25 protein-coding genes and 1 pseudogene are annotated in these 23,349 nt (G+C 41.0%); 12 read left to right on the top strand and 14 right to left on the bottom strand.

Annotation, left to right across the window (positions count from 1 at the left end):
• Nucleotides 1–34: 34 nt before the first annotated feature.
• Entirely contained in the window at nucleotides 35–865 is an 831-nt protein-coding gene (locus tag NLP_RS30660; protein ID WP_104909609.1) for a metallophosphoesterase, read from the bottom strand.
• 277 nt (nucleotides 866–1,142) lie between these two features.
• Here NLP_RS30660 and NLP_RS30655 point away from each other — a divergent pair, with 277 nt between their 5' ends.
• Entirely contained in the window at nucleotides 1,143–2,315 is a 1,173-nt protein-coding gene (locus tag NLP_RS30655; RefSeq protein ID WP_234017127.1) for a nucleotide-binding protein, read from the top strand.
• 320 nt (nucleotides 2,316–2,635) lie between these two features.
• Here NLP_RS30655 and NLP_RS30650 read toward each other — a convergent pair whose 3' ends face one another.
• On the bottom strand, nucleotides 2,636–2,908 hold the full coding sequence (locus NLP_RS30650) for a GlsB/YeaQ/YmgE family stress response membrane protein (protein ID WP_104909608.1): 273 nt from the start codon (nucleotides 2,906–2,908) through the stop codon (nucleotides 2,636–2,638).
• A 374-nt stretch (nucleotides 2,909–3,282) separates the two neighbouring features.
• Complete coding sequence (locus NLP_RS30645; RefSeq protein WP_104909607.1) at nucleotides 3,283–3,549, bottom strand: hypothetical protein; 267 nt, start codon at nucleotides 3,547–3,549, stop codon at nucleotides 3,283–3,285.
• 239 nt (nucleotides 3,550–3,788) lie between these two features.
• Here NLP_RS30645 and NLP_RS30640 point away from each other — a divergent pair, with 239 nt between their 5' ends.
• The 4 genes and pseudogenes from NLP_RS30640 to NLP_RS30625 all read left to right on the top strand — a co-directional run.
• On the top strand, nucleotides 3,789–4,421 hold the full coding sequence (locus NLP_RS30640; RefSeq protein WP_104909606.1) for a bifunctional 4-hydroxy-2-oxoglutarate aldolase/2-dehydro-3-deoxy-phosphogluconate aldolase: 633 nt from the start codon (nucleotides 3,789–3,791) through the stop codon (nucleotides 4,419–4,421).
• Nucleotides 4,422–4,534: 113 nt separating this feature from the next.
• Entirely contained in the window at nucleotides 4,535–5,050 is a 516-nt protein-coding gene (locus NLP_RS30635; RefSeq protein ID WP_104909605.1) for a L,D-transpeptidase, read from the top strand.
• A gap of 503 nt (nucleotides 5,051–5,553) precedes the next feature.
• Complete coding sequence (locus NLP_RS30630) at nucleotides 5,554–6,087, top strand: L,D-transpeptidase (protein WP_104909604.1); 534 nt, start codon at nucleotides 5,554–5,556, stop codon at nucleotides 6,085–6,087.
• A gap of 125 nt (nucleotides 6,088–6,212) precedes the next feature.
• Nucleotides 6,213–6,341: pseudogene (locus NLP_RS30625) on the top strand (Uma2 family endonuclease); the annotation flags it as partial.
• Between the two features lie 223 nt (nucleotides 6,342–6,564).
• Here NLP_RS30625 and NLP_RS30615 read toward each other — a convergent pair.
• Nucleotides 6,565–8,163: an Hsp70 family protein gene (locus tag NLP_RS30615; protein WP_104909602.1), complete on the bottom strand. Its 1,599-nt coding sequence runs from the start codon at nucleotides 8,161–8,163 to the stop codon at nucleotides 6,565–6,567.
• A 219-nt stretch (nucleotides 8,164–8,382) separates the two neighbouring features.
• Here NLP_RS30615 and NLP_RS33835 point away from each other — a divergent pair, with 219 nt between their 5' ends.
• Nucleotides 8,383–8,583 carry a hypothetical protein gene (locus tag NLP_RS33835; RefSeq protein ID WP_158680606.1) on the top strand — a complete coding sequence of 67 codons (201 nt, stop codon included), beginning with the start codon at nucleotides 8,383–8,385 and terminating at the stop codon, nucleotides 8,581–8,583.
• Nucleotides 8,584–8,675: 92 nt separating this feature from the next.
• Here NLP_RS33835 and NLP_RS30610 read toward each other — a convergent pair whose 3' ends face one another.
• The 3 genes from NLP_RS30610 to fni all read right to left on the bottom strand — a co-directional run bounded on the left by NLP_RS30610 (nucleotide 8,676) and on the right by fni (nucleotide 12,433).
• Complete coding sequence (locus NLP_RS30610) at nucleotides 8,676–8,915, bottom strand: hypothetical protein (protein ID WP_104909601.1); 240 nt, start codon at nucleotides 8,913–8,915, stop codon at nucleotides 8,676–8,678.
• Nucleotides 8,916–9,320: 405 nt separating this feature from the next.
• On the bottom strand, nucleotides 9,321–11,156 hold the full coding sequence (gene sppA, locus NLP_RS30605) for a signal peptide peptidase SppA (RefSeq protein ID WP_104909600.1): 1,836 nt from the start codon (nucleotides 11,154–11,156) through the stop codon (nucleotides 9,321–9,323).
• 227 nt (nucleotides 11,157–11,383) lie between these two features.
• On the bottom strand, nucleotides 11,384–12,433 hold the full coding sequence (gene fni, locus NLP_RS30600) for a type 2 isopentenyl-diphosphate Delta-isomerase (protein ID WP_104909599.1): 1,050 nt from the start codon (nucleotides 12,431–12,433) through the stop codon (nucleotides 11,384–11,386).
• A 153-nt stretch (nucleotides 12,434–12,586) separates the two neighbouring features.
• Here fni and NLP_RS30595 point away from each other — a divergent pair, with 153 nt between their 5' ends.
• Complete coding sequence (locus NLP_RS30595; protein WP_104909598.1) at nucleotides 12,587–13,171, top strand: Uma2 family endonuclease; 585 nt, start codon at nucleotides 12,587–12,589, stop codon at nucleotides 13,169–13,171.
• Between the two features lie 92 nt (nucleotides 13,172–13,263).
• Here NLP_RS30595 and NLP_RS30590 read toward each other — a convergent pair whose 3' ends face one another.
• Nucleotides 13,264–13,656 carry a hypothetical protein gene (locus NLP_RS30590; protein ID WP_104909597.1) on the bottom strand — a complete coding sequence of 131 codons (393 nt, stop codon included), beginning with the start codon at nucleotides 13,654–13,656 and terminating at the stop codon, nucleotides 13,264–13,266.
• A 142-nt stretch (nucleotides 13,657–13,798) separates the two neighbouring features.
• On the opposite strand from NLP_RS30590, the gene NLP_RS35710 reads away from it, so the two are divergent.
• Together NLP_RS35710 and NLP_RS30580 are read left to right on the top strand one after the other, a co-directional pair.
• Nucleotides 13,799–13,930: a hypothetical protein gene (locus NLP_RS35710; RefSeq protein WP_267894900.1), complete on the top strand. Its 132-nt coding sequence runs from the start codon at nucleotides 13,799–13,801 to the stop codon at nucleotides 13,928–13,930.
• Between the two features lie 333 nt (nucleotides 13,931–14,263).
• On the top strand, nucleotides 14,264–14,827 hold the full coding sequence (locus tag NLP_RS30580) for a HEAT repeat domain-containing protein (RefSeq protein WP_234017126.1): 564 nt from the start codon (nucleotides 14,264–14,266) through the stop codon (nucleotides 14,825–14,827).
• 101 nt (nucleotides 14,828–14,928) lie between these two features.
• Here NLP_RS30580 and NLP_RS33830 read toward each other — a convergent pair whose 3' ends face one another.
• Complete coding sequence (locus NLP_RS33830) at nucleotides 14,929–15,066, bottom strand: hypothetical protein (protein ID WP_158680604.1); 138 nt, start codon at nucleotides 15,064–15,066, stop codon at nucleotides 14,929–14,931.
• A 111-nt stretch (nucleotides 15,067–15,177) separates the two neighbouring features.
• Between NLP_RS33830 and NLP_RS30575 the strand changes: the two genes are divergently transcribed.
• Complete coding sequence (locus NLP_RS30575; RefSeq protein ID WP_104909596.1) at nucleotides 15,178–15,807, top strand: transposase; 630 nt, start codon at nucleotides 15,178–15,180, stop codon at nucleotides 15,805–15,807.
• Here the strand turns inward: NLP_RS30575 and NLP_RS30570 are convergent.
• Nucleotides 15,761–15,940 (bottom strand): hypothetical protein, encoded by a 180-nt coding sequence (locus tag NLP_RS30570; RefSeq protein ID WP_158680602.1) that lies wholly within the window; start codon nucleotides 15,938–15,940, stop codon nucleotides 15,761–15,763. The genes NLP_RS30575 and NLP_RS30570 overlap by 47 nt on opposite strands.
• A 32-nt stretch (nucleotides 15,941–15,972) precedes the next feature.
• Nucleotides 15,973–17,487, bottom strand: a complete 1,515-nt coding sequence (locus tag NLP_RS30565; RefSeq protein ID WP_104909594.1) for a phenylacetate--CoA ligase family protein — start codon at nucleotides 17,485–17,487, stop codon at nucleotides 15,973–15,975.
• Nucleotides 17,488–17,629: 142 nt separating this feature from the next.
• On the opposite strand from NLP_RS30565, the gene NLP_RS30560 reads away from it, so the two are divergent.
• Together NLP_RS30560 and NLP_RS30555 are read left to right on the top strand one after the other, a co-directional pair.
• Complete coding sequence (locus NLP_RS30560; protein ID WP_104909593.1) at nucleotides 17,630–19,318, top strand: serine/threonine-protein kinase; 1,689 nt, start codon at nucleotides 17,630–17,632, stop codon at nucleotides 19,316–19,318.
• Nucleotides 19,319–19,368: 50 nt separating this feature from the next.
• Nucleotides 19,369–21,534: a serine/threonine-protein kinase gene (locus tag NLP_RS30555; RefSeq protein WP_104909592.1), complete on the top strand. Its 2,166-nt coding sequence runs from the start codon at nucleotides 19,369–19,371 to the stop codon at nucleotides 21,532–21,534.
• Between the two features lie 276 nt (nucleotides 21,535–21,810).
• On the opposite strand, the gene NLP_RS33825 is transcribed toward NLP_RS30555, so the two are convergent.
• The 3 genes from NLP_RS33825 to NLP_RS30545 form a co-directional block, all read right to left on the bottom strand.
• Nucleotides 21,811–21,966 (bottom strand): hypothetical protein, encoded by a 156-nt coding sequence (locus NLP_RS33825; protein WP_158680600.1) that lies wholly within the window; start codon nucleotides 21,964–21,966, stop codon nucleotides 21,811–21,813.
• A 115-nt stretch (nucleotides 21,967–22,081) separates the two neighbouring features.
• Nucleotides 22,082–22,699 (bottom strand): NUDIX hydrolase, encoded by a 618-nt coding sequence (locus NLP_RS30550; protein WP_104909591.1) that lies wholly within the window; start codon nucleotides 22,697–22,699, stop codon nucleotides 22,082–22,084.
• 81 nt (nucleotides 22,700–22,780) lie between these two features.
• Nucleotides 22,781–23,338: a DUF4276 family protein gene (locus NLP_RS30545; RefSeq protein ID WP_104909590.1), complete on the bottom strand. Its 558-nt coding sequence runs from the start codon at nucleotides 23,336–23,338 to the stop codon at nucleotides 22,781–22,783.
• Nucleotides 23,339–23,349 lie beyond the last annotated feature (11 nt).

Genomic DNA, 23,349 nt, shown 5'->3' with positions numbered 1-23,349 from the left:
TAATTGTATTCTTTTATTTTGAATTTGGAATTATCTACTCACCTTGTAGGGTAATTATAGTAACTTCTGGGCGGCAAAATAAGCGTCCTGGGAGGTAAGTTCCCAAACCACGATTGACATATAGCTGATTTTTACCTAGCCGATGCAAACCCTGCGCCCATTCCCAATGGTTGACTACAGAAACATTTATTTCTAAAAATGGGAATCGACGCCGCACTTTTCTGGGTATTTTTTTTACAAGCTTTTCGTAAAACAACGCCGCAGGGCCAATTCCGGGAATCACGATTTGACCACCGTGAGTATGACCAGATAATTGTAAATCAACTCGCCATCTTTGTAATATCTCCGCAGTATCTGGGTTGTGAGATAAAACGATGCAGGGTGTGTCGGGGTCTAGCTGGTTCATAACTGTTGCGGGGTAGAATTCCCGTGACCAACTATCAGCCAGTCCAACGAGTGGCAATTCTTTTCCTAATGGATAAGCAATTTCATTCCAAAGGACGTGAATTCCAATATTAGTAAGGGCTTCTGTAACTAATACTTTTGCCTGTCTGTAATGTATATCGTGATTGCCAAGAATAGCATAGATACCACTGCGACTTTGCAGATGTTTGAGTCGAAGTACCAGTTGGTGAATTGGTGTAGGATCGTCAGTTACGTAGTCACCAGTTAATAAAATTAAATCTGGTTTAGCTTCGTTAGTCACTGCGATCGCTTTTTCTAACATCTTTTCCGACAGCCGCAAACCATCGTAGTGAAAATCTGACAATTGCACCAGCTTCTTACCTTGTAACGATGCAGGCAACCCTGCAATGTTAACCGTCAATGCTTCTGTACTCAACGGCCCAGATAACAACCAATGCATAAAACGTTCAATAAAGCTCAATCATAGCGCTTACAGCTTAACTGAACATTGTTGGTTTGTGTGTAGCGACCAGTGCAACTTATTGAAAATTTTATGAAAGCTGTATATTTTAGGGTATTTATATTTATTGAAATCAGATGTAACTTTGCTGTTAATTTATATCAGAGTATGGTTTTTTTTCTGAAAGACAGAGGGATAGTGATTCATGTTACGTAAATAAATCAACTATACGGTCAGGGTTGATTTTGGTAGAGTATACTGTATTACATACTACTACATGGAACCAAAACACCTAAAGCTGTTTATGTCGTCATCATTAGAGCCACAATTCATCCAGGATTTTACCCACTTTGAGCAGCACGTAGCGAAATTGATCCATAAAGCAGGTTGGACAGTTGAAACTGCAAAGACCAATCAACCTGGCTACGATCTAGTGGTCAAAAAAGAAAACCTAGTTGTTGTTGTTCAGGTTAAATGGCTAAAAAGTAATGTAACAGCGCCACAGCTTTTAAAGTTTGCTGACTTTTTAGATTCTGACGAAGGTAAAAAATTTAATTTTGGTTGGTTCATAACTACAAAAGGATTTGGCGGCCCAGCATTGGCATTAATGAGAACCTGGGGTAAAGATACTAAAATTCGCTGTGGGATTGCCCATGAAAATAAGCTGGTTGCCATTAATGGCCCAAATAATCCTGACCCTCTGCCAAAAACTCAAAAAAAAGTTTATTTTGGAGTTTTTACCTGTAAAGGCGGAGTAGGAAAAACAACTGTAGCAGGTCATTTAGCAGGAGCATTAGCGCTGCAAGGATTTAATGTAGCACTTGTGGATTTAGACCCAGAACAAAATCTGCAAAAATTAGTAGGTGATGGGGTTTTTGTTCCCAATCCTAAAGGGGTAGGTACAACTATTCAAGTTTTTGATGGAAATGATTGGGATGAAGATGCTGCACGTGACTGTCAAATAGTAATTTGCGATTGCTCACCAGCATTAGAGCGTAATCCCCAAGAGCTAGTTAAGCGATTAGATTATTGTATTATCCCAACAACCTTCAATCCACTGGGAATAAGTAAGCACGGTAAAGTTATTCAAGATACTGTTAAAGAAATACGTGAAATCAATAATAAAGCTGATTTATTCGTACTAGTTAACAACTTTAAAGATCCTGGGATTAAGCGTTTAAGGCTTTTAAAAGAAGTCTATTCTAATAATTATAAAGAAATTAGTAAAATAGATAAGAAATTTCATTGTATAGATCCAGAAGAAGTTTGTATTCGGACTAGCGACCTACTTTACTACTGGGGTATACATATACTCGAAAATCCAGAAAATCCTGCCAGTAGATTAGCCTTTGATCTAGTTGGCGGAAGATGCTACCCGCGTGAAGATTTTATCAACTTAGCAGATTACATTGAAAGAGAAGCTGGTATAGGAATTCTTAGAGCTAATTAAGACTATTAAGATAAGTTTACACTTAGCGATCGCTAATTTTCTGATAAAATTTTTACCTATATCTATCCAAAAATCGAACCTCATACAGAAATTGCCTTTTAACCTGACGGTATAGAGAGGTTAGAGGGAACATCGTAATGCACTTAACAATTTAAGGGGCTGGGAGTTAGGTCTGTATTGGACTGAACTAAGAACCGCTATAATTACAAAACAGCGCCAGACTAATGAAAGACTGGCGCTGTTTTGTAATTTAATTCGCAGTTAAAAATAGTTAAATGAATTTGCTAAATCTTTTTCATTGATTGACCGCAATTTTATATTTATACAGCACTGCGGTTGGTTATTAAATTCCACAAGAAAACTGCGACAATTGCACCAAGAACAGCGACTGCAATACCTGGAATACTAAGACTAGGAGCGGCCAGGGCTAAGGTTCCCGTACTGAAGAATACACCTAAACTACCGCCAACAAAAGCACCGATGATTCCTAGCACAATTGTTCCTAGAATACCGCCACCTTGATGACCGGGGTAGATAGCTTTTGCGATCGCACCAGCAATTAGACCTAAAACAATCCAAGCAAGAATATTCATTGTTGTTAAGTTGGTATAACGTTTTTGACTTACAAGTCCATATTAACTATCTTCATCCCTGATCTAATCTACCATCAGAATTAATTATGAATATCCATAAGGAATAGTTTAATTGCTACTAAGTTTTTTAATACATAACCCAATTGAGATAGATAGTCAATTAAAAAAAAGCTCCTAGTAGGTCTTTAACTAGGGGCTTATACAAACTATTGCTTGGTAATTGCAGTATAGGCATTTTTAATTAGCTCTCTCCTCTACTAGAAGAATTAAGCTGAGTTTTTACAGACTGTCTCTAAAGTAATGTAAAGGAAGCAAAATCGGGTGATTGAGACGATTGCCTATCCCATTGCAACTTCATATCTAGTTTTTAATTTTTAATTGCTTATCCCACGATCGCTACCAATGACTTGATGGCTGAGAAATGGAAACAGTCTGCGGTAAGACCAATGCATACTTAGAAAAATCAGACTTACTAAGGTTAGCAGCATAACGCCCAGAATCGTTGTATATGCTTTAGTGCGCCACCAAAAGTCATTTGCACCCAGTCGCACAAGCTTCCATAAGTTAGTTATATCGGCGCTTTCAGAATCGTGAATGATGATTGGTAAGGATGCTGCTGTGTTTTGTCGTGCAATTGTCATTTTAATTACTCCTTTAGACTCAAATGCTGAGGCATTTAATTTTAAAATACGTAAATACGATAGACTTACCGTTATTTTATGTAATATCTCATAGCTTGATGTAAGAAGCAAGTTTTAAGGGAATTGGGAATAGGGCATTGGGTATTAGTGGGCATTAGTATTAAAAATTAGGTATTTACTAGATTGAAAACTATTCTCTAGTCCCAATTCCTACTCCTAGTCCCCAATCCCTAGTCAAAATGCCTAATCAAATTTGGTTATCACAGTTGGAAAAACACCGAGCGATCGCAGTTATCCGCGCCCCTAAAATCGAAGTGGGGCAACAAATGGCAATGGCTGTAGCATCTGGGGGAATGCAGCTAATTGAGATTACCTGGAATAGCGATCGCGCTGGGGAATTAATCAGTCAACTACGTTTGGAATTACCAGCCTGTATCATTGGCACTGGTACGCTATTCAATGTGCAGCAGCTACAAGATGCGATCGCATCTGGGGCGCAATTCCTCTTCACACCCCACGTCGATCCGGCAATGATTCAAGCAGCACAAGAAAAAAATGTGCCTATCATACCAGGAGCGCTGACTCCTACAGAAATTGTTACCGCTTGGAGTCAGGGCGCTAGTTGTGTAAAAGTGTTTCCCGTGCAGGCAGTGGGAGGGGCTGATTATATCAAAAGTTTGCAAGGGCCGCTGGGTGAGATTCCCTTAATTCCTACTGGTGGTGTCACTCTCGAAAATGCCAAAGAATTTTTGCAAGCCGGAGCGATCGCTGTCGGTTTGAGCGGAGAATTATTTCCCCAAAAGCTTCTCATAGAGGGAAATTGGTCAGCGATCGCAACTCAGGCAAAAAACCTAATGCAACAGTTAGGTTAACTTAGAATCAAATCATCAAATATTCACGTCTATTAAAGTAATAGATATGAAAATAAAGGTGAAACCTGATAAGTTTCTCAAGACCCCATGATTTGAGTGTGAGTGTATCTAAAATGAAAAGACAAATTTCTCCTGACTGGGTTCGTCGCTTACAAATAATACTCACTGGTACGGCACTGACCTTAAGTGTTTTTACTACTACTGGAACCAGTGAAGTTTGGGCGAATTCCAAAAATCAAGTGATTGCACAAAAAATCCAGACATTACAACAATCAAATCAGCGCTGGATTCAAATTGATCTTTCAAAGCAAAGATTAATAGCTTGGCAAGGTGACAAAGTGGTTTATGGAAGTGCTATTTCCTCTGGTAAAAAAGCTACTCCTACTCTTGTTGGTACTTTTAAGGTTCAATCCAAGTTTAAAACTACGCGGATGCAAGGAGAAAACTACAATGTTCCCAACGTTCCTTATGCGATGTTTTACCAAGGTAATTACGCTATTCACGGAGCTTACTGGCATAAAAGATTTGGTACTCCAGTGAGTCACGGCTGTGTGAATATCGCACCTAAACATGCAAAATGGCTATTCGAGTGGGCATCGGTAGGGACACCAATAGTCATTCATAAATAATAGGTGAAGCAGCCAAAAAGCAATTTAGGTAAAATTATAAATAACAACAAACCAAGACAATTAAGTGATTCCCAGCAATATTTTATGCTGGGAATCTTCGGAGTCGGAATTACTGAACTTGGAATAAAATCTAGAAAAGGGCATTTAACGATTTGCCCAAAAAATAAGCGGAAATCCTGATAATTCCTGTATGAAATTACAAATGCAAATATAAATTTGGGGAAAGTTTGTATTTAAGCATTTAAATGACAGATTTTTGTAAAGATTGTCCTTTGTAATTATTCATTGGTCATTAGTCACTAGTTAGGACTCATCATTTAATTATGGACAAATGACAAATGTGCAAATTGGATGCGAATTAACTTAGGACTTGTCTTGAGAAGCATTAGCGGATGAATTGCGTAAATCCTCTACAGAAAGCAAGTAGTCGATCTGGAAATTTATAGTTTTCCAGAAAATTACTTCACTTGATGATTTTTGCGTAGTTTAGAAGATGAGGCATAATGCAAACTTGGATTCGCCGTGGTGGGATTCGTTCTTCAGGAACTTTTTGTACAGGCGTGGCGCTGATGGTAGTGACTTTATTCTCTTGGTCATCACCGTTAACAGGTACACCCAACTCGACTACAGCAACAGCCACATCAGTTGATGAAAACAGCATCACTTTATCTAATAATATTAGCCAACCTCGCTGGATTGAAATTGATTTGTCAGAGCAACGTTTACGTGCATGGGAAGGTAATAAACTTGTTTATTCATATCGCATTTCTGGAGGTAAGCGAACGACTCCTACACCCATAGGTAGATTTCGGATTAATTCTAAGTATCGCACTCACCGGATGCGAGGCAGAGGCTACAACATTCCTGACGTTCCTTACACAATGTATTTCTACAGAGGGTATGCCATTCACGGCGCTTATTGGCATAACCGTTTTGGGACTCCAGTTAGCCACGGTTGCGTAAATTTACCTGTTAAGCAAGCTCGTAATCTTTACAACTGGGCTTCAACAGGAACTTTAGTAGTAGTGCGGAAATGATTGGTAATTCGTAATCAATATCTGCAATTTTTCCTTTGATGTATAGACGGGTGCGTTCACGGAGTTAAGCACCTGTCTATACATATTGCTAGACTAAAAACACATTTTTGAGGGATTCAGGAGCTATGAGCGTCATAATTACTCAACCTCTCACATTGAAAGAGTTTCTGAAGCTCCCAGAAACAAAGCCTGCGAGTGAATATATTAACGGAGAGATTATTCAAAAGCCAATGCCAAAAGGGAGACACAGCCGCTACTTCATTTATCTTAAATACGCTGTATGTCTAAGTATTGCTCGTCACTATTGAAATTGCCAAACGCTCCGATGAATTATGAGATCAACTAAGATTAAGTGGGAAAACACACACCCAAGTAGATATGATGATTGCTGTTCAAATTCATCAATTGACCTTAGTAACGCGCAACATCTGCGATTTCAATGGTTGCAGTATCCCACTTTTAAATCCTTTCAATTAATTAACTCAACTGTGCCACAAGTTGATTTTCTAAAAGTGTGTCATTCGTTAACAAGTCCTCAACGGTGATTCGTAAAAAGCGTTGTTCATCAACTTGAAAAAGGATTTTGATGCGATCGCTTCCAGGATATCCGGCTGGTGTCAGTTGGGCAATTGTCCTCGCCCCTTCTTGCTCGTTGAGGGGTTTGACACTGGTTTCACTATTGTCCATACGACGGGTAATTAAGCGATCGCCATCAAAATAAACTTCAGTACTAGCTGTATCTGCTCCCAATTCTCCCACAATTAATTCAATACTAGGCTGATTTTCCATAGAAGCGCCTAAGACTAATTCTACTGGCTGACTCATTGGGTATGCCTGTCCAGCTTTAATTAAAGAATGCCATTTGTGACGCTGATTGCGGCGATCCCAGTAGCGGATACCATAACTATGGTAAAGAAAGTCTTTAATTTGTATCCCTTGTGCTAACTGTAATGCACCTTGAGCGATCGCTTCAAAGGGACGTTCGCAACGGATTTTTTCTGGCTCAAAATACTGTTTGATCCATGTCTGCACTGCCGGCAATTGCACTGTCCCACCAACTAACAAAACTGCATTAATATTTGGAAGTTCTATCCCTTGCCGTCTTGCTTGCTGCAACAGTGTCGTCATCGACTCATCCAATAACTCAAAAAAGGCGTGTTCTTTAAGGATATTATCAAAAGTGTCGCGGTTTAGTTCCAGTTCATAGCTTTCAAATGTCTCATCATCAAAATAAACTTCACTAGCTTGATTTTGAGTTGATAGCTGAATTTTCACCCGTTCTGCCAATCTTGTTGTCAAAGGACTTACCGCCAACTCTTGAGTTTTGGCAAAGTAATCTACCAACCAATTATCAATATCAGTACCGCCCAAATTTTGCCCAGCTTTCGCCAATACACGGGCAGTTTTGACTTTTTGTTTTGAATCTTCAGCCAAGGACTTATTACCCCACTTCAGGATAAATCCGAGTGGTTTGGTGGTTGCTTGCACACCTTGATCCAACCGGACAAGGGACAAATCCAAAGTACCGCCACCAAAGTCGATCACCAAGAGAATTTCTTGATCTGCCAAGCCATAACCTAAGGCTGCGGCTGTGGGTTCATCCAACATTCGTACTTGTTCGACGGGAAGGGATTGACATACTGTCCCCAACCAATGACGATAGGCTTCAAAACTGTCTACAGGTACGGTTAACACGAGAGAATCTAACCCACCTTGCAGAGGCGCTAGTTCTTCAATTACTTTGGTGAGGAACCATTGCCCTACTTGTTCAAAGGTGACAATTTGCCCATCTAGTTCGGGTAAGAAACCTTGAATATCTGCACCAATACCGCGTTTGAAACTGCGGAAAAATCGCGTTTCGCCTTTGAGGTCAAAACCGCGATCGCGTACTTGTTGCCCGACTAAGACTTGATTTTGACTTGCGTCTTCAACATAAACCAAGCTGGGAATCAGTGGCGGATTGAGACTTTGTTTAATTGATAAACCTGGTAGAGTCAGGGTTTCTGGCTGCTGGGTTACAGGGTTCCAACGAGCAATGACTGTGTTGCTAGTACCAAAATCGATTGCGATCGCCATATTTTATATTTATTCTCTCGCACGAAGACACTAAAGCTGCTTTATCTGTGATTATTCTCTATAAGCGATCAACAATGCAAATGCGTCCAGACGTTTGCTTATTTGCATCCAAACCCAGATATCGATTCAGTCTGTTGCAGCGAAGTGTTAGATGCAACGGATAGCAGAGTTAGACAATGATCCTGGATTTTGACGTGTCCAGGAGTTGCAATTAACTCATTGTTTTTCAGCGAACTCGGTCATGCCAGTAATCAAACAATGCCTTGCTGTCGTCCATTATTATTGTGCGTGGAGGAGTTTTGTCGCTGGGTGTACCGCTTCATGGGCAATGCTCAGTTCATCTCTCCTCAACATCTAGCTGAACAACACCAGAAATTTGCTCGTGCATTAATAGATCGGTATTCTTCCAAAGCCATATAAATCAGGATGATTGACCCTTAAAGTGTAGGCACTGGCTAATTAGTACAGAAACCTAATCTAACCCGAAGTTTCGGGTTAGTGGGAGTTCATGCTCAATCTTCATTCCGTAACTGCCAGACTGCACCAAAAGCTGCCCCAGCCCCAGCTAACAATCCAGTACTCATTCCTTGGATAGTTTTTTGGAATGGATCTTGGGTTAGGCACTCACTTGTAACCTTACTATCTTCCAAGCAGAGACTACTTTCTGCCCAACCAGCAGTACCTCCTAAAATTACACCAGTGATACTACAAGAAACAATTAGCAGCAAAAGGCGTTGTGTTTTTCTAGCCATAGATGGATGTTTTACTCAATTTCGTATTTTAGACTTTAAGTTGGATTGGTATGTAAATACACTTGGTCTAGATAAAAAATTTTAGATTTTTCCATACTTGAGCCACTGTTTAACCAGGCTGCTTCAGCAAAATTCCAAATCTAAAATTCTGTCAAAAGTTGGAAATTGTAGTTGACTTTAAACTACTTTACACATCCAGGCAGCAAATGTCAGCTGGTTTATGGTTGGTGAGGTAAACTCATGCGCTTCGTCCTAGTAATCTATCTTTAAATTGATAAGTACACAATTTCGTAGCAAAGACTTTAGCTCTGAGAAAACAAGGACTAAAATCGTTACTACAAATCCTCAAAACTAGTTTGACGTAATATTTGGTAAGTTGTTGCCCACTGATACTCAAAAAACCATCTACTCAATCTTCAAGTTGAAAGGCAAGCGGGCGTAGACCCCCTGTGGATCGTTCATCTTTTGCAAAATCTCTACTTCCTGTTGCAATTTTTGGAATTCGGTGGTGAGGGGATTGGCTGATTTGAGTTGCGTCCCTTCAATCCCTAAAGCAGTCCGCACCTCTTCTGTTGCACGCCCAAAAAAGCGTTCTCTGAAACTGCTAGTGCGAGGATATTCTTGCACTTCCCAGTCTTCTCCTAGTTTCGCCTGCTTGGCAGTGTATGCGATCGCAGTATTCAAACCACCAATTTCATCTACCAAACCAATTTCTTTGGCCGCCTCACCTGACCAAACCCTTCCTTGGGCAATTTCTGCTACTTTTTGTTCTGGGAGTTTCCGACCTTGGGAAACTTTATTCAGAAACATATTATAAATACGGTTAACACTGCGCTGATAAATTTCTAACTCTTGAGGCGATTTTGGACGCGAAACTGTTTGACTATCAGCATAGCGTGCGGTTTTCACTGAATCCCAAGTAATACCATTATTATTGGCCAGCTTTTCCCCATTGAATAACATCCCAAACACCCCTATGGAACCTGTAATGGTATTTGGTTCTGCAAAAATGCGATTAGAGTCGCTAGCAATCCAATAACCACCAGAGGCGGCGACATCACCCATTGACACTACAACTGGTTTTACCTCACGAGTTAATTTCACTTCTCGCTGCATAACTTCGGCTGCGGTAGCGCTACCACCAGGACTATTAATTCGTAATACAACAGCCTTCACATCCTTATCTTGTCGCAGCTTGCTGAAGATTTTGGCAAAGCGATCGCCTCCTACTTGCCCATCTTCTCCTTTACCATCGACAATCTCGCCTTCAGCATAAACAACGGCTATTTGATTTTTGGAGTTACGTTCTACACCTAGAGATTTACCAGAAACTTGGGCGTAGCTATTGAGACTAATTTGTCGGAATGTTTTGTCTTCTTTATCGCTATTTGTCAACTTTTTCAGGTCAGCGACAACTTCATCGGGGTATTGGACTCGATCGACTAAACCGCTAGTTTTGGCTTGTGTGGCTTCTAGTAAGGACTGATTATCAGCGATCGCTTGCAATTTATCGGGTTCAATTTTCCGAGTGGCGCCGACAGCAGTGCGCCACTCTCCCCAAACATCATCCAACAATTTCTGAGTTTGTTCGCGGTTTTCTGGACTCAACTTGTTGAGAATAAATGGTTCAACGGCTCCCTTAAATTTCCCGACTCGCACGACTTGAACGCCAATGCCATACTTCTGCAATGCTCCCGCTAAAAACATTGGTTGTGAACTCAAACCGTTGACTTCCATCATCCCCAGAGGATTAAGGACAATGGAATCTGCCACTGAACTAACGTAATATTCCTTTTCACTCCAATCACTGCCATAAGCGACAATCTTTTTCCCCGCAGCGCGAAACTCCTCTAGCGCTTTCCGAATTTCTTTAAGAGAGGCATAGCCGACGCTACCAGTTTGGCTTGTGTTTGTTGCATCCACATAGATCCCAACAATGCGCGGATCGCGCCGTGCCTTTTCCAAAGTTTCCACAACTTTGCGGAGTGCCATTCTATCTTCATCCACACCTGATATTGTGTTTTGAAACAGTTCGCCTGAACTAGGTTCGCTATCAGTAATTTTCATTGACAAGTCAAAAACCAACACTGACTTATCTTTCACATTTGGCCCAGTATCTTTAGAGGAGCTAGCAGCTAATATCAGCAAGAACAGTCCAGTGGTTCCCAGACCACCGAAAATAATTAGTCCTAATAAGGTGCCAACTAAACTAGCAAAAGTTTGTTTGATAAAATTACGCATTAGTTATTAGTTATGTTATTGGGAATTGGACATTGGGCATTGGGCAAAACAGTTCCGTTATTTCATTCTCTACAAGAGGCTGTGCCAACGGGGCATTGAGCCAGTTCCGAGTTCTAAGTAAAAAAGTGAAATTCCCTACTCAGCACTCAGCACTCATTACTCAGCACTCTTGAGGGGCATTGGGCATTTACAAATGACAAATGACAAATGACTAATGACCTATTTACTTATTCTATGCGCTGTAAACTGCCAGAGTGCTTTAACTGATACAAGGTGGTGTTGCCTGTACAAAATAAGACTGTGGTGATTTCAGCGATTAATACCTCAGCCAGTTCCGCAACTGCTGTCTCTGATGTTGCTGCTGCTTGCAAAAAAGGCATTGCTAAACCAGCTATATCTGCTCCCAAGGCGATCGCAGTGGCGGCATCCAATCCATGACGCAAACCTCCTGAAGCAATTAAGGGTACATCTTTGGCGATCGCTCTAATAGTTGTAATGCACTCTGCTGTCGGTAAACCCCAATCGGCAAACGTCCTCCCTAAGCGACGCTGCAAGGGATTTTCTGCCCGTTCGCTTTCTACTTTTGCCCAAGAAGTACCTCCTGCACCCGCGACATCAATTGCTGCTACCCCAGCCGCGATCAGTTTCTCGGCGATCGCTGCGGAAATGCCGTTACCAACTTCCTTCGCAATCACTGGTACTGGCAATTTTGAGCATAATATAGAAATCTTGTCAAGCAAACCCCGAAAATTTGTATCACCTTTGGGTTGAATGCACTCTTGTAAAGGGTTAATGTGTAAAATCAAGGCATCAGCTTCTAAAATATCAACTACGCGCAAACATTCATCTAAGCCGTACTTGTAGTTAAGTTGCACAGCCCCCAAGTTTGCAAGTAGTAGAACGTCAGGGGCATACTTGCGGACAGCAAAAGTATCAGCCACCTGGGGTTTTTCCACCGCTACTCGCTGGGAACCGACACCCATTGCAATTTTGTAGTGTTGTGCGACTTGGGCCAAACGTTGGTTAATGATTGCGGCTTGTTCTGTTCCGCCAGTCATGGAAGAAATTAACAAGGGTGCGTCAAGCTTTTTTCCCAGAAAAGTTGTACTGATATCAATATCGTTGTGGTTGAGTTCAGGTAAGCAACAATGGGTGAAACGATAACGTTCCAGTCCATTGGTGATTCGATCGCACTGAACATCTTCTTCTAAGCAGATGCGAATGTGATCGGCTTTGCGATTCTGAGTTTGTGCAGAGATAGTGGTAGGGGCGTTCACTGGTGGGTATGGCTAAAAGTATTTGCTTGCGATCGCTATTGTTACATTGTCTGCAACTGTATTTGTATAACAAAAATCTTTATTTTCGCTATCTTTCGGGTACGTTACGCTATTGATAACAGAACCATTCCCCCATTTGGTGAGTTAATTAATATGGTTTTACAAACAGAAAAGCACTACACCCCTGAAGAATATTTGGAATTAGAAGAGAAGGCTGAATATAAAAATGAATACAGGGATGGAGAAATTATACCCATGACTGGGGGAACAACTAACCACAACAAAATTGCACTTGATTTTTGTCGCAAGTTTCCCCTGACAGTCCAAGGTCAAGCTTATGATATATATATGGCTGATGTTAAAGTATCAATACCCCGTTATCGCCTCTATACTTATCCTGATATTATAGTCATCAAAGGTAAACCTATTTACGAGGGAACAGGTACAACAACTATTACTAATCCCTTATTAATTGTTGAAGTCTTATCAAATTCAACTAAAAATTATGACAAAACAGATAAGTTTAAATATTATCGTTCAATTCCTGGTTTTCAAGAATATATTATGATTGACCAGTATAGTTTTGCTGTGGAACAATTTGCAAAGCAAACAGAAGGACAATGGATTTTTAAGGAATATGAAGGTAAAGATGCAGTTTTAGTCTTAGATTCTATCGATTTTCAAATTGCCTTGCGTGATATTTACGAGCGAGTTGATTTTGAGTTGATTGAAGAATAAAGCCTAACTACTAAGGTGCGATGCCTGCGGCGGGCTACGCCTACGCAAAGCATGGGCATCATTCACTGTGAATGATGCCTACTTGTTGCTTATTACGCCGTTTGTTTAGAAGCCGCTTTTGAGTCTGCGGTCGATTTTAACCGGGTAATGGTGGCTTTACGAATGCGATCGCTTTTGCGTACACCACCTGTCATTTCGTATTCCCGGCTGTCTTTGCCATACTTCAACACTACACCACTAACTAAGCGTTCTGAAGTTTCCCGAATGGTCTTTTCAAGGGTTTCTATTTCTGCTTTTGCTGTGTCAAGGGCAGTTAACATCATATTATATTGGTCAATATGGTTGCGAAGTTGCCCGGTTAACTGGGTTAAATGATTTACACTGATAGAATCACCAAAGTCGAGGCTAGAATCAATTGATTTAAATCCAATTACTCTCTGTTCAGTTTTTTCTAGCACGTTAGAACTTCTTTTTTTGCGTGGCATCAATGCACTCCTTTTACTAAACTTATCTTTCTAGAGTGTCTCAATGGAGCAATGTAGTGGTTCAGTAAAATTTGCAAAAAAGGGTATTTTTTATAATAAGATTTAGTTGATAGCTCAGTAATTACACGACGCTACACAACAAATGGTTAAGAATGGACTTGTGTTGGGAACGAATGGACTTGTGTTGGGAACGAATGGACTTGTGTTGGGAACGAATGGACTTGTGTTGGGAACGAATGGACTTGTATTGGGAACGAATGGACTTGTGTTCTGAATGAATGGACTTGTGTTCTGAACGAATAGACTTGTCTGTTTGATTATTTATTAAACTTGAAGAACCCCAACCCTTAGCAAGCTACGGTGTAGACACAAGTCTGAAATAGGTGATTAACCAAGGTTTTACCCCACCCTAACCCTCCCCTTAGAAAGCAGGGCTGTTTCATCCCCTAAAAGGCGCTGGTTTACAAGCGTTTCAAGGAAAAAATCAGGTAACTAAAAAATTTGATTAGACAAGGAAATGGCATTTGCACTTAAATTTATCCGTTGAACTGGTAATTTTTCTTTTTCCCATTTCCCTAAATTTATCGCTCATACTCTTGACAAAATCATGACCTTATCGAATGAAACAGCCCTGCCAATTGCAGAGGGAGCAATAATAGCACTGTCTCAGACAAATCGCATAAAAGCGATTGATGCCTTGGTGGAGTTAATCGGCAATCCACAACTGGATGATTCTACCCGATCGCAGGCGGCAGAAAGCTTAGGACAAATTGGCTCTGGCAACCAAAAAGCGATCGCTGCTTTGGTGGAGTTAATCGGCAATCCACAACTGGATGATTATACCGGATGGCTAGTGGCAGAAAGCTTAGGGCAAATTGACCCAGGCAACCAAAAAGCGATCGATGCCTTGGTGGAGTTAATCGGCAAACCACAACTGGATAATCCTACCCGATGGCAAGTGCCAGAAAGCTTAGGGAAAATTATGTTAGAGGAGCAGATGCCGAGTGTTGTCACTGTGTTGAAGGATTACTTATCACCTGAAACTTACAAAAATGACTTTAAGCGATTTGATAATTGCTACGAAGTTATCTGGGACTGCGCCCAAAATATGTCCTACCCAGCTTTTTATCAAGCTTGGCATCAACAAGAGAAAGTGAAAGATGGAGAGTAGCAAAGAAAAATACTTCCTCCAGCCAAAACATAAGCGAAATGTAGAAGCAGCAATCCCTTGTAAAGACTCGATTCATCCCATCTCGTAAGCGTCTCGTAAATCTATCGCGTCTGATCTTTCCACAATCCAGGGAATGCGATCGCCCCTAATAAAACAAATATTGTAAACAGAATGGGAATGCGATCGTTTTTGCGATCGCCCCTTGTAGAGACGCGATTCATCGCGTCTTTCTTTCCCACGATTCATCCCATATTTACATAGTGAGAATAATTCCGAGTTTTTTGGGTTGGCAATTACATCAATGCAAGGCAATAATTGCATAAATTTTTGTATCAATCAAAGATGTAATCATGAATCATTACGATCCTCAACCAGAAAACAACAAACCTAAATACAAAGGTAAATATCGAATTGATTCAACCCGGTTGCCAGCATGGAGTTATGCTAGTAATGCTGGATATTTCGTTACTATTTGCACCGACGGTAAAAAATGCTTTTTTGGTGAGGTTGTGCAGGGTCAAATGCAGTTATCACCAATTGGAGAAATTGCTCAGAAATTGTGGTACGAGATTCCTAATCATTTTTCTAATTGCCAGATAGATTCGTTTTGCGTCATGCCTAATCATATTCATGGAATTTTGATTATTAATCAAATACGAGAAGAAGGCGTGATGAATCAAACACAGGAAGAAGACGCGATGAATCGCGTCTCTACAAGGGGGGACGATCAACGGGGTGGGGTTACTGGGTTATTTAATCCGATGTTGTCTAAAAATTCCCTTTCTAAAATTGTTAGGTGGTACAAAGGAAGATGTACATTTGAAATTAATCAAATTTATGAAGGTTTTGGATGGCAAGAAAGGTTTCATGACAACATAATTCGTAATGAATTCGGCCTCGATCAAATTAGACAATATATTATCAATAACCCGATCAATTGGGAACGCGATCGCGAACAACCACCCCATTCCCCCTTGTAGAGACGCGATTCATCGCGTCTTCTTGTATTTGATTCATCGCGTCTTCTTGTATTTGATTCATCGCGTCTTCTTGTATTCGATTCATCGCGTCTTCTTGTATTTGATTCATCGCGTCTTCTTGTATTTGATTCATCGCGTCTTCTTCCTGATTCATCATCGCATTCTTTATTGACGGGTATAACGATGTTTTACCCCAATGGGGAAATATTCAAAATCACCCATTGGGGCTAATGTAACCTGTGGTGTTTGATATTCTGGAAGAACATAATTAGCAAACTCGCTATTTAGACGTAGCAGTTGTGAAAGAATAGAAGATGCGATCGCAAGTCTTTGATCTTCACTACCCTCTACCCCTACTGCTAATTCCACAACTACAGATAAAAATCGGTTTTTGTCAGCATCTTCTATTACCTGCAACACGAATTTACCTGTCACCCATTCTTGAATTACTGGTTGTTCTAATCCCACCGTCACATTTTCGGGATAGATATTTGCGCCAAAGTAAGAAACTGTAAAGTTAGAACGACCGAAGACATAAACAAAAGGTAGCTGATGAATACCTCTTGGTGATTCTTGAGTATCAGAACGGAGATTTTCAAGCGGGTTAAATCCCCATTCAGCTAAAAATTGCAGCATAGCATCATAACTAATTATCCCGCCAGTATCCAAGATGTCATAACGCACTAAGGGAATACCGTTATCTCCCGAAAACAGCAATCCGCCATCTTGAACTTCAAAAAAGCGAGTGAAGGGATCGTATTGTACTAGTGTGGGTAAACGCGATTCTCCAAATAAAGCTCTAGCTGCATCGGGATTTTCTGCCAAAAAACGGCGAATGCAGATACTTAACGGTGTTTCATTACCCAAAACTCCTGCATCTGCCGTGCCGTAAAGTGATGCAAAATCATAGCAAGGATTTCGCGAACCAACTCTTTCGCCAACTAAACTTCGCCATTCTTCACTAAATACTTCTCCCGCCATCACTAATTTAATCTGATATTGCTGCCACTCCACACCACGAGCGATACCAGTATCAATCACATCTTTTAAAAATGGCGGGTATCCCAATAACACCACTTGCTCAAAACCTGAACCAAGTTCCTGCACAACTCGCAAGATTTCTTCTTTGTTGTTACCAGGAGTAATTACAGTGATGAGATAACCTTTGCTAGCAAGATAACGACAGCAATTAGTGGTAAACATCCCACCTACCCAAGTGCCTAAAGTGAAACAAATCACTGCTAAGGTACGTCTGGTGTCTGTATAGAAACTATCGTGAAAAATCTGTTCAAAGCGTGTGGCGATTTGGAGTTCATCTGTGAAAAAACGAGGCCAAAATGTCGGTTTACCACTGGAACCTGATGAAGCAGCTATCATGTCGCACTCTTGGAGTTGTCCGTTACGGCACAAGTCAGCTAGAGGATAACGCAGTATATAATTTTCTTTAGCGATCGCTGGTAATTTCTGAAACTCCTCCAAGGTTTGAACAGTCGCGGGATTAATTTCCCTTTCTGCTAAAAATGCCTTGTAGGCTGGTACATTCGCCACCACATCATGAAATAAACTCAAAGCTGCCGAAGTTTGAGTATTGAGATGCCGTTGCAGTATCGTTTCTAGAGGGGTAGACAAAAAGTCTTCAAATGCTTTAATTACTTGCTGATGTCGTGATTTGCAGTTCATGACGCTTGTTGTTTATCCTGAAGTAGAATCAACACCGTTAAAAATAATTCGTAATTCGTAATTCGTAATTCGTAGAATATCCGAAAATGAGGGTATGCGCGTTGTAGTCATTCAATAAAACCTTAATTTATCCTTCAGCACCATGCAGCTCTATTGCAGTAAACAACACACAAATAATGGTAGTAACCGCTTTTGTACCCATTGTGGTGAACCATTACCTCTTGCTGTGGGACAGGTTGTGGATAATCGCTATCAAATTATCCGTCATCTAGGGCAGGGCGGCTTTGGACGCACCTATTTGGCGGAAGATATCAATAAATCCCATCAAACCTGTGTGCTGAAGGAATTTGCACCCCAAGTACAAGAAAATCAAGATTTACAAAAAGCTAAAGAGTTATTTGAGAGAGAAGCGAGTGTCCTGAAAAAACTCCAGCATCCACAGATTCCACGTTTTCACGCCTCGCTACAAGTGAAGATAGGTACTAAAGATTTTTTCTTTTTAGTGCAAGATTATGTGGATGGTGACAATTACTACCAGTTATTAGAACAGCGTAAAAGTCAAGGAAAAACCTTTAGTGAAGAGGAAGTAATCATCCTCCTGCAACAGATTTTACCTGTGTTATCCTACATCCACTCACGAGATGTAATTCACCGTGATATCTCTCCCGATAATCTAATCTGGCGGCGTTCTGATAATTTGCCAGTGCTAATTGATTTTGGTGGCGTTAAACAATTGCCAGCTTCTCAGGGCTTTTGGCGCACTAAGCTGGTTGGAAATAACACTTTACTGGGTAAAAAAGGCTACGCTCCAGAAGAACAGCTACGGCAGGGAAAAGCCTTTTTTAGTAGTGATTTATATTCTTTGGCGGTGACAACATTAGTATTGCTTACAGGTGAAGAACCACAAAAATTATACGACAGCTATCAGGGAATTTGGGGGTGGGGAAAAGAAATCCAAGTTAGTCCCCAACTGGAAACAGTGTTAAAAAAGATGCTAGCTTATAGACCGAGCGATCGCTATCAACGAGCCGAGCAAATTCTCAGAGATTTACCATCACCAACTGCAACTAAATCTCCAGGTAATTATATTACCACCAAGATTAAAACAATGGTAGTTGCTCCAGGAAGACAACGCGCCAGTGCTGTTGTGAGTAAATTCCAGAGGCAAACGCAAGCGATCGCTAAACCGGCATCTTTCCCTGTTTGGATTCGCCCTTTTGTGATGAGTTTAGGGGGAACGGCTTTAGTTGGATTAACTTTAGCGGCGGGAAATGCAGCCATTCGGGCCGTAACTTCAATCACCATCCCATCAATTTCATTACCTTCGTTACCGCAAATCCCACACTTTCCAACTGGAAAACCAGCCGGCGACAAAGGAAATAGCGACCTACAGAAAATTATCAGTCGTCGTCAAGAATTAGAAATTACTGAAGGATTTTTTATTCGCACAGTAGATGATTTATTTTATACAAAAAAACCAGAATTAAAAGGACGTAGCCTGACATCTAAACCTGAAGACGCTGGTTTACGAGATGAATGGTCTGGTATCGCTGATGATTTATTGGATAAACTAGAACAGGCTAAACTCAGTACAACAGCTCGTCAGAAATTGGGGAACTATAGTCAAAAAGATTACGATACATGGAGACAACAAGCGCGGTCGCGGCAGTTTGAGAACTACACAATCGATCAATTGACTAAAGACACAAATGAAAAATTCGATCGGTTGTTTCCCGGTCAGCAGCGTAAGAAACTGAATCAACAGACTTTCGGTCAAATTTGGTATGCGATCGCAGCCGATCAAGTCACTAAAGTACAATCTGGCAAATAAGGGGACTGGGGAAGAGTAACTAATAACTAATAACTAATGACAAATGACAAATGACAAAAATATATTGTTCTAAAGGACATGAAAATTCCCCAGGTAGTCGCTTTTGTCTCCAGTGTGGTGAAAATTTGTTGGATATGCCCATGAGTTATAGTATCCAACCGGGACTGACTTTAGGCGATCGCTATGTGATTGTGCGTCAAATTGGCCAAGGTGGCTTCGGGCGCACTTATTTAGCTGAAGATGTCAACCGTTTCCGCGAACTTTGTGTTTTAAAAGAATTTTCCCCCCAAGTTCAAACCGCTTACGTTGTCGAAAAAGCTGAAGAACTCTTTGAGAGAGAGGCGAGTGTTCTTTATAAACTGCAACATCCCCAAATTCCCCGCTTCCGGGAACTGCTGCGGCTGAATTTAGGGGGCAAAGAATATCTGTTTTTGGTGCAAGATTATGTAGAAGGGGAAACTTACAATTCTTTGTTAAATGCTAGGATACAACAGGGTTTGCGCTTTACAGAGACGGAAATACGCCAATTGTTCCTTTCAATTTTGCCAGTGTTGGAATACATCCACTCATTAGGAGTAATTCATCGAGATATTTCCCCAGATAATTTAATGCTTCGCACTGTTGACAAACTGCCAGTTTTAATTGATTTTGGCGGTGTCAAACAAGTAGTAGCAACCGTAGCTTCGGAATATTACCAACCCGGTATGGTCGCACCTCCACCAGCACCAACCTTATTAGGTAAAATCGGATTTGCGCCCCCAGAACAAATGCAAACTGGGTTAGTATCTCCCCACAGCGACTTATATGCAATGGCCGCAACAATGTTGGTTTTACTGACAGGGAAACAACCCCAAGAATTAATTGATACCTATACTCTCACCTGGCAGTGGCGACGGGAAGTTAGTCTGAGTCAAAATTTGGCACAGGTATTAGATAAAATGCTATCTGCCAGACCAAGCGATCGCTATCAATCAGCCCGTCAAGTACTCCAAGCCCTCAACCCGCCCTCGGCTAACTATCCGCCAACTCAATATCCCACTCCACCACAACCCACATCCGCCACTGTTGCCGTCTCCCCACCTCCCCCACCTTCTCCATCCCCCTCATATTCCTCATCTCCCCCGCCTTCCTCCTGGTGGACACCAACAAAAACTTTCCTGGTGGCGGCGCTAGTCGGTGGTAGTGTGGGATTAATTTGGTGGGGATTGAATGGTAGACGAGATGTCGAACAAGTCCAACCTAATCCTACAGTCAGCCCTACTCCAACTAGTGAACAACCAACTGATCCTCTAGCGCAATATTCGCCAGCAGAACGAGAACGCAAAGAAAAATTAAGCGATCGCCGTCAACAGTTGGGTATTGACTCTAACTTCTACGTGAACTTGGTGAATCAAGTTTTTTGGGACAGAAATCCCAGTTTACGGGGACGTACTCTCAGCAATGGCGCTGAAGATGAGAGTTTGCGCGCAGAATGGGATAAAACAGCCTCAGAATTGCTAGAAAAGCTTGCACCACTGAGTAATAATGCACGCCAAAAAATGGGAACTTACACAACTGCTGAACGCGATCGCTGGAAAGTGGAAGTCAACAAAGTCAATGTTGGTAGCCGTTCTTTGTATGATTTGGGAGATGCAGCTTTTTCCCGTGTATTTCCTGAACAACGGAGTAAAAATTTCCAAGGTCAGCCCATTGGACAAGTTTGGTACGGATTTGTTAGCGATCGACTCAGTGCTATCCTCGGCGGTAGCGCTTTCCAGAAACTTGTCTTCGATCCGGGGGCTACTGGCAAAACAGTCAACGGCACTCTCCAACCTGGTGATGGTAAAGTATTCATTGCTGGACTTGCCAAAGAACAATCTCTAGACTTGAAGTTAGAAGCAAATTCCCAAGTTTTGTTATCAGTCTATTCACCTTCTGGGAAAATTCGATTTTTAGAAGATTCTACCAAGCGTAGTTTGTCAACTAAATTAGCAGAAAATGGATTTTATGAGTTTGTCGTAGTTTCTACAGCAACGAAACCAGTAGATTATCAACTCACTATTACAGCGGAAAATCCCACTCCTCTCCCATTTCCAACAGCAACGCCCACGGAAACATCCACGCCAACACCAGCTCCCACGCCAACGCCAACGCCAACGCCAATACCCACGCCTACAAAAATCTCCACACCTGAACCTGAACCTACACCAATACCAACTCCTGAGACAACGCCCTAGCAGTCTGTCAAGTTTAAATTGACAGGTAAACAAGTTCGTAGTAAAACACTTTATTCCTTAATTTTCTAAGCACTAAAGTGCTTACTACAAAGCCTCTTACACTAACTTAGACATTAGACTTGTTGCATGAATCAAAAGACCTCACCCTAAATCCCTCTCCCAAGCTTGGAAGAGGGACTTTGAAATTGGCTCCCTTTCTCCCAAAATTGGGAGAAGGGGTTGGGGGATGAGGGCGAATTTTGCATTTGTGCAAGAGGTCTATTGTAGTGATGTCTTTCAACCTGTCTCTACTACACCATGTTTCCAAAGTGATTCTTTTAATTCACGCGACTCTAGATTTGTGAGACAGTTAAGATTGCAACCTCGCAGGACTTCAATTCCGAGTCTTGGGTGGTGCTGGATTGGCTGTTGTTGTTGAGTAATTTGAGTCATTGCTATGCATTTATTTTGGGAACAAACTATATAGTTAATTAGTGTAGATAATAAATTTATGTAGTAGTATTTTACCTAAAAAAATTGGCAAAGTATATTAAATATTGAAGGGCTACTAATCAAAGTCCGTTGGTAAATCTGGTTGGCGATAATGTTGAAAAAGTCGATTTATTTGTACTGGTGTCACACGTCCGAGAGAAAGTTCTGGTAACGCACCTTCAGGGAAAAAACCTACTTCTTCAGTTTCAATACTTGATGATGGAGAACCACCAATAAGTTCACAGTGAAAAAACAGCTTGTAGACATAAAACGGTAATGGTGGATGTCCCTGTTTGTTTCTGTCATAGACTGCTAGGAGTTTGATAGCGCGTGCTTGATATCCCGATTCTTCATATACTTCTTTCACAACTACCTCACTAGGCGACTCACCAACATCAGCCCATCCACCAGGTAAAGTCCAACAGCCGTCTGCTCGTTCCTTGACTAATAATATAGTATCATCACGAAAAATTGCTCCTCGCACATCAACTTTGGGAGTTGCATATCCTAATTCACGGCTAAATAAATCGAGGACATAGCTGTGTTCTACATTTGAGTAACTCGCCATGATTTCCGTGGCGAGCGCTCGTAATTGTTTGTAACGTTCGATATCAAAAGGGTTTTCAGAATAGGTTAGACCATTTTGAGCGATCGCTTGTAACTTCTGTCCCCATTCCAGCCATTTCGTTTCCACATTTTTTACCAAATTTATGTAAGTTAGTGTAAGCAAGTACCTGATTAAGAAATTTTATTTGACGATGCTTCTTAGCCCATCTCAAAAAATCTGAAAACTTCTAGAGAGATTGTTTTCTACATCCATGTGGGGAGAAACTTTCTCAGCAAAGTTGATTTTTTGTAAACCTGTCTCATAGCCATATTTTTTTAGTATCTTATCTAGTTGCTCCCATGTACCACCTTTGATAGTATCTGGATTCCGAAATTTGGCTTGCTGGGATAAAGAAACAGGAATCTTTTGATATTCAGCCCTAATTGCTGTCACATCACCTTTAAACCATGACTCCAGTTCTTCTACAGCAATTCTATGGAGAACAATATTTCCTTTGTATTTAGTCACAACACTGCTAGCATCACAAAGTTTCCTCTTTAATTCTCGACAATCACATCTATCTTCATCTACTATAATCACGATCCGCCAGTCATCCTGCACAGAGTTAGCATAAGCTCTCATCCGCTCAGGTAGTCTTTTTAAAAGTCTAGCTTTATTTTGAAAGTTATGAATTTTCAGCGTATGAGTATCACCTATAATTTTAGGGACAATAAAATTTAAAGCAACTTCAGTTGAAGGTTCTTCTACTAAAAACTCTATATGCATAATTGCTACTA

The organism is Nostoc sp. 'Lobaria pulmonaria (5183) cyanobiont', from assembly GCF_002949795.1.
Lineage (GTDB): Bacteria > Cyanobacteriota > Cyanobacteriia > Cyanobacteriales > Nostocaceae > Nostoc.
Note: the sequence above shows the minus strand (reverse complement) of the source record. Positions and strands in the feature narration are given on the sequence as shown.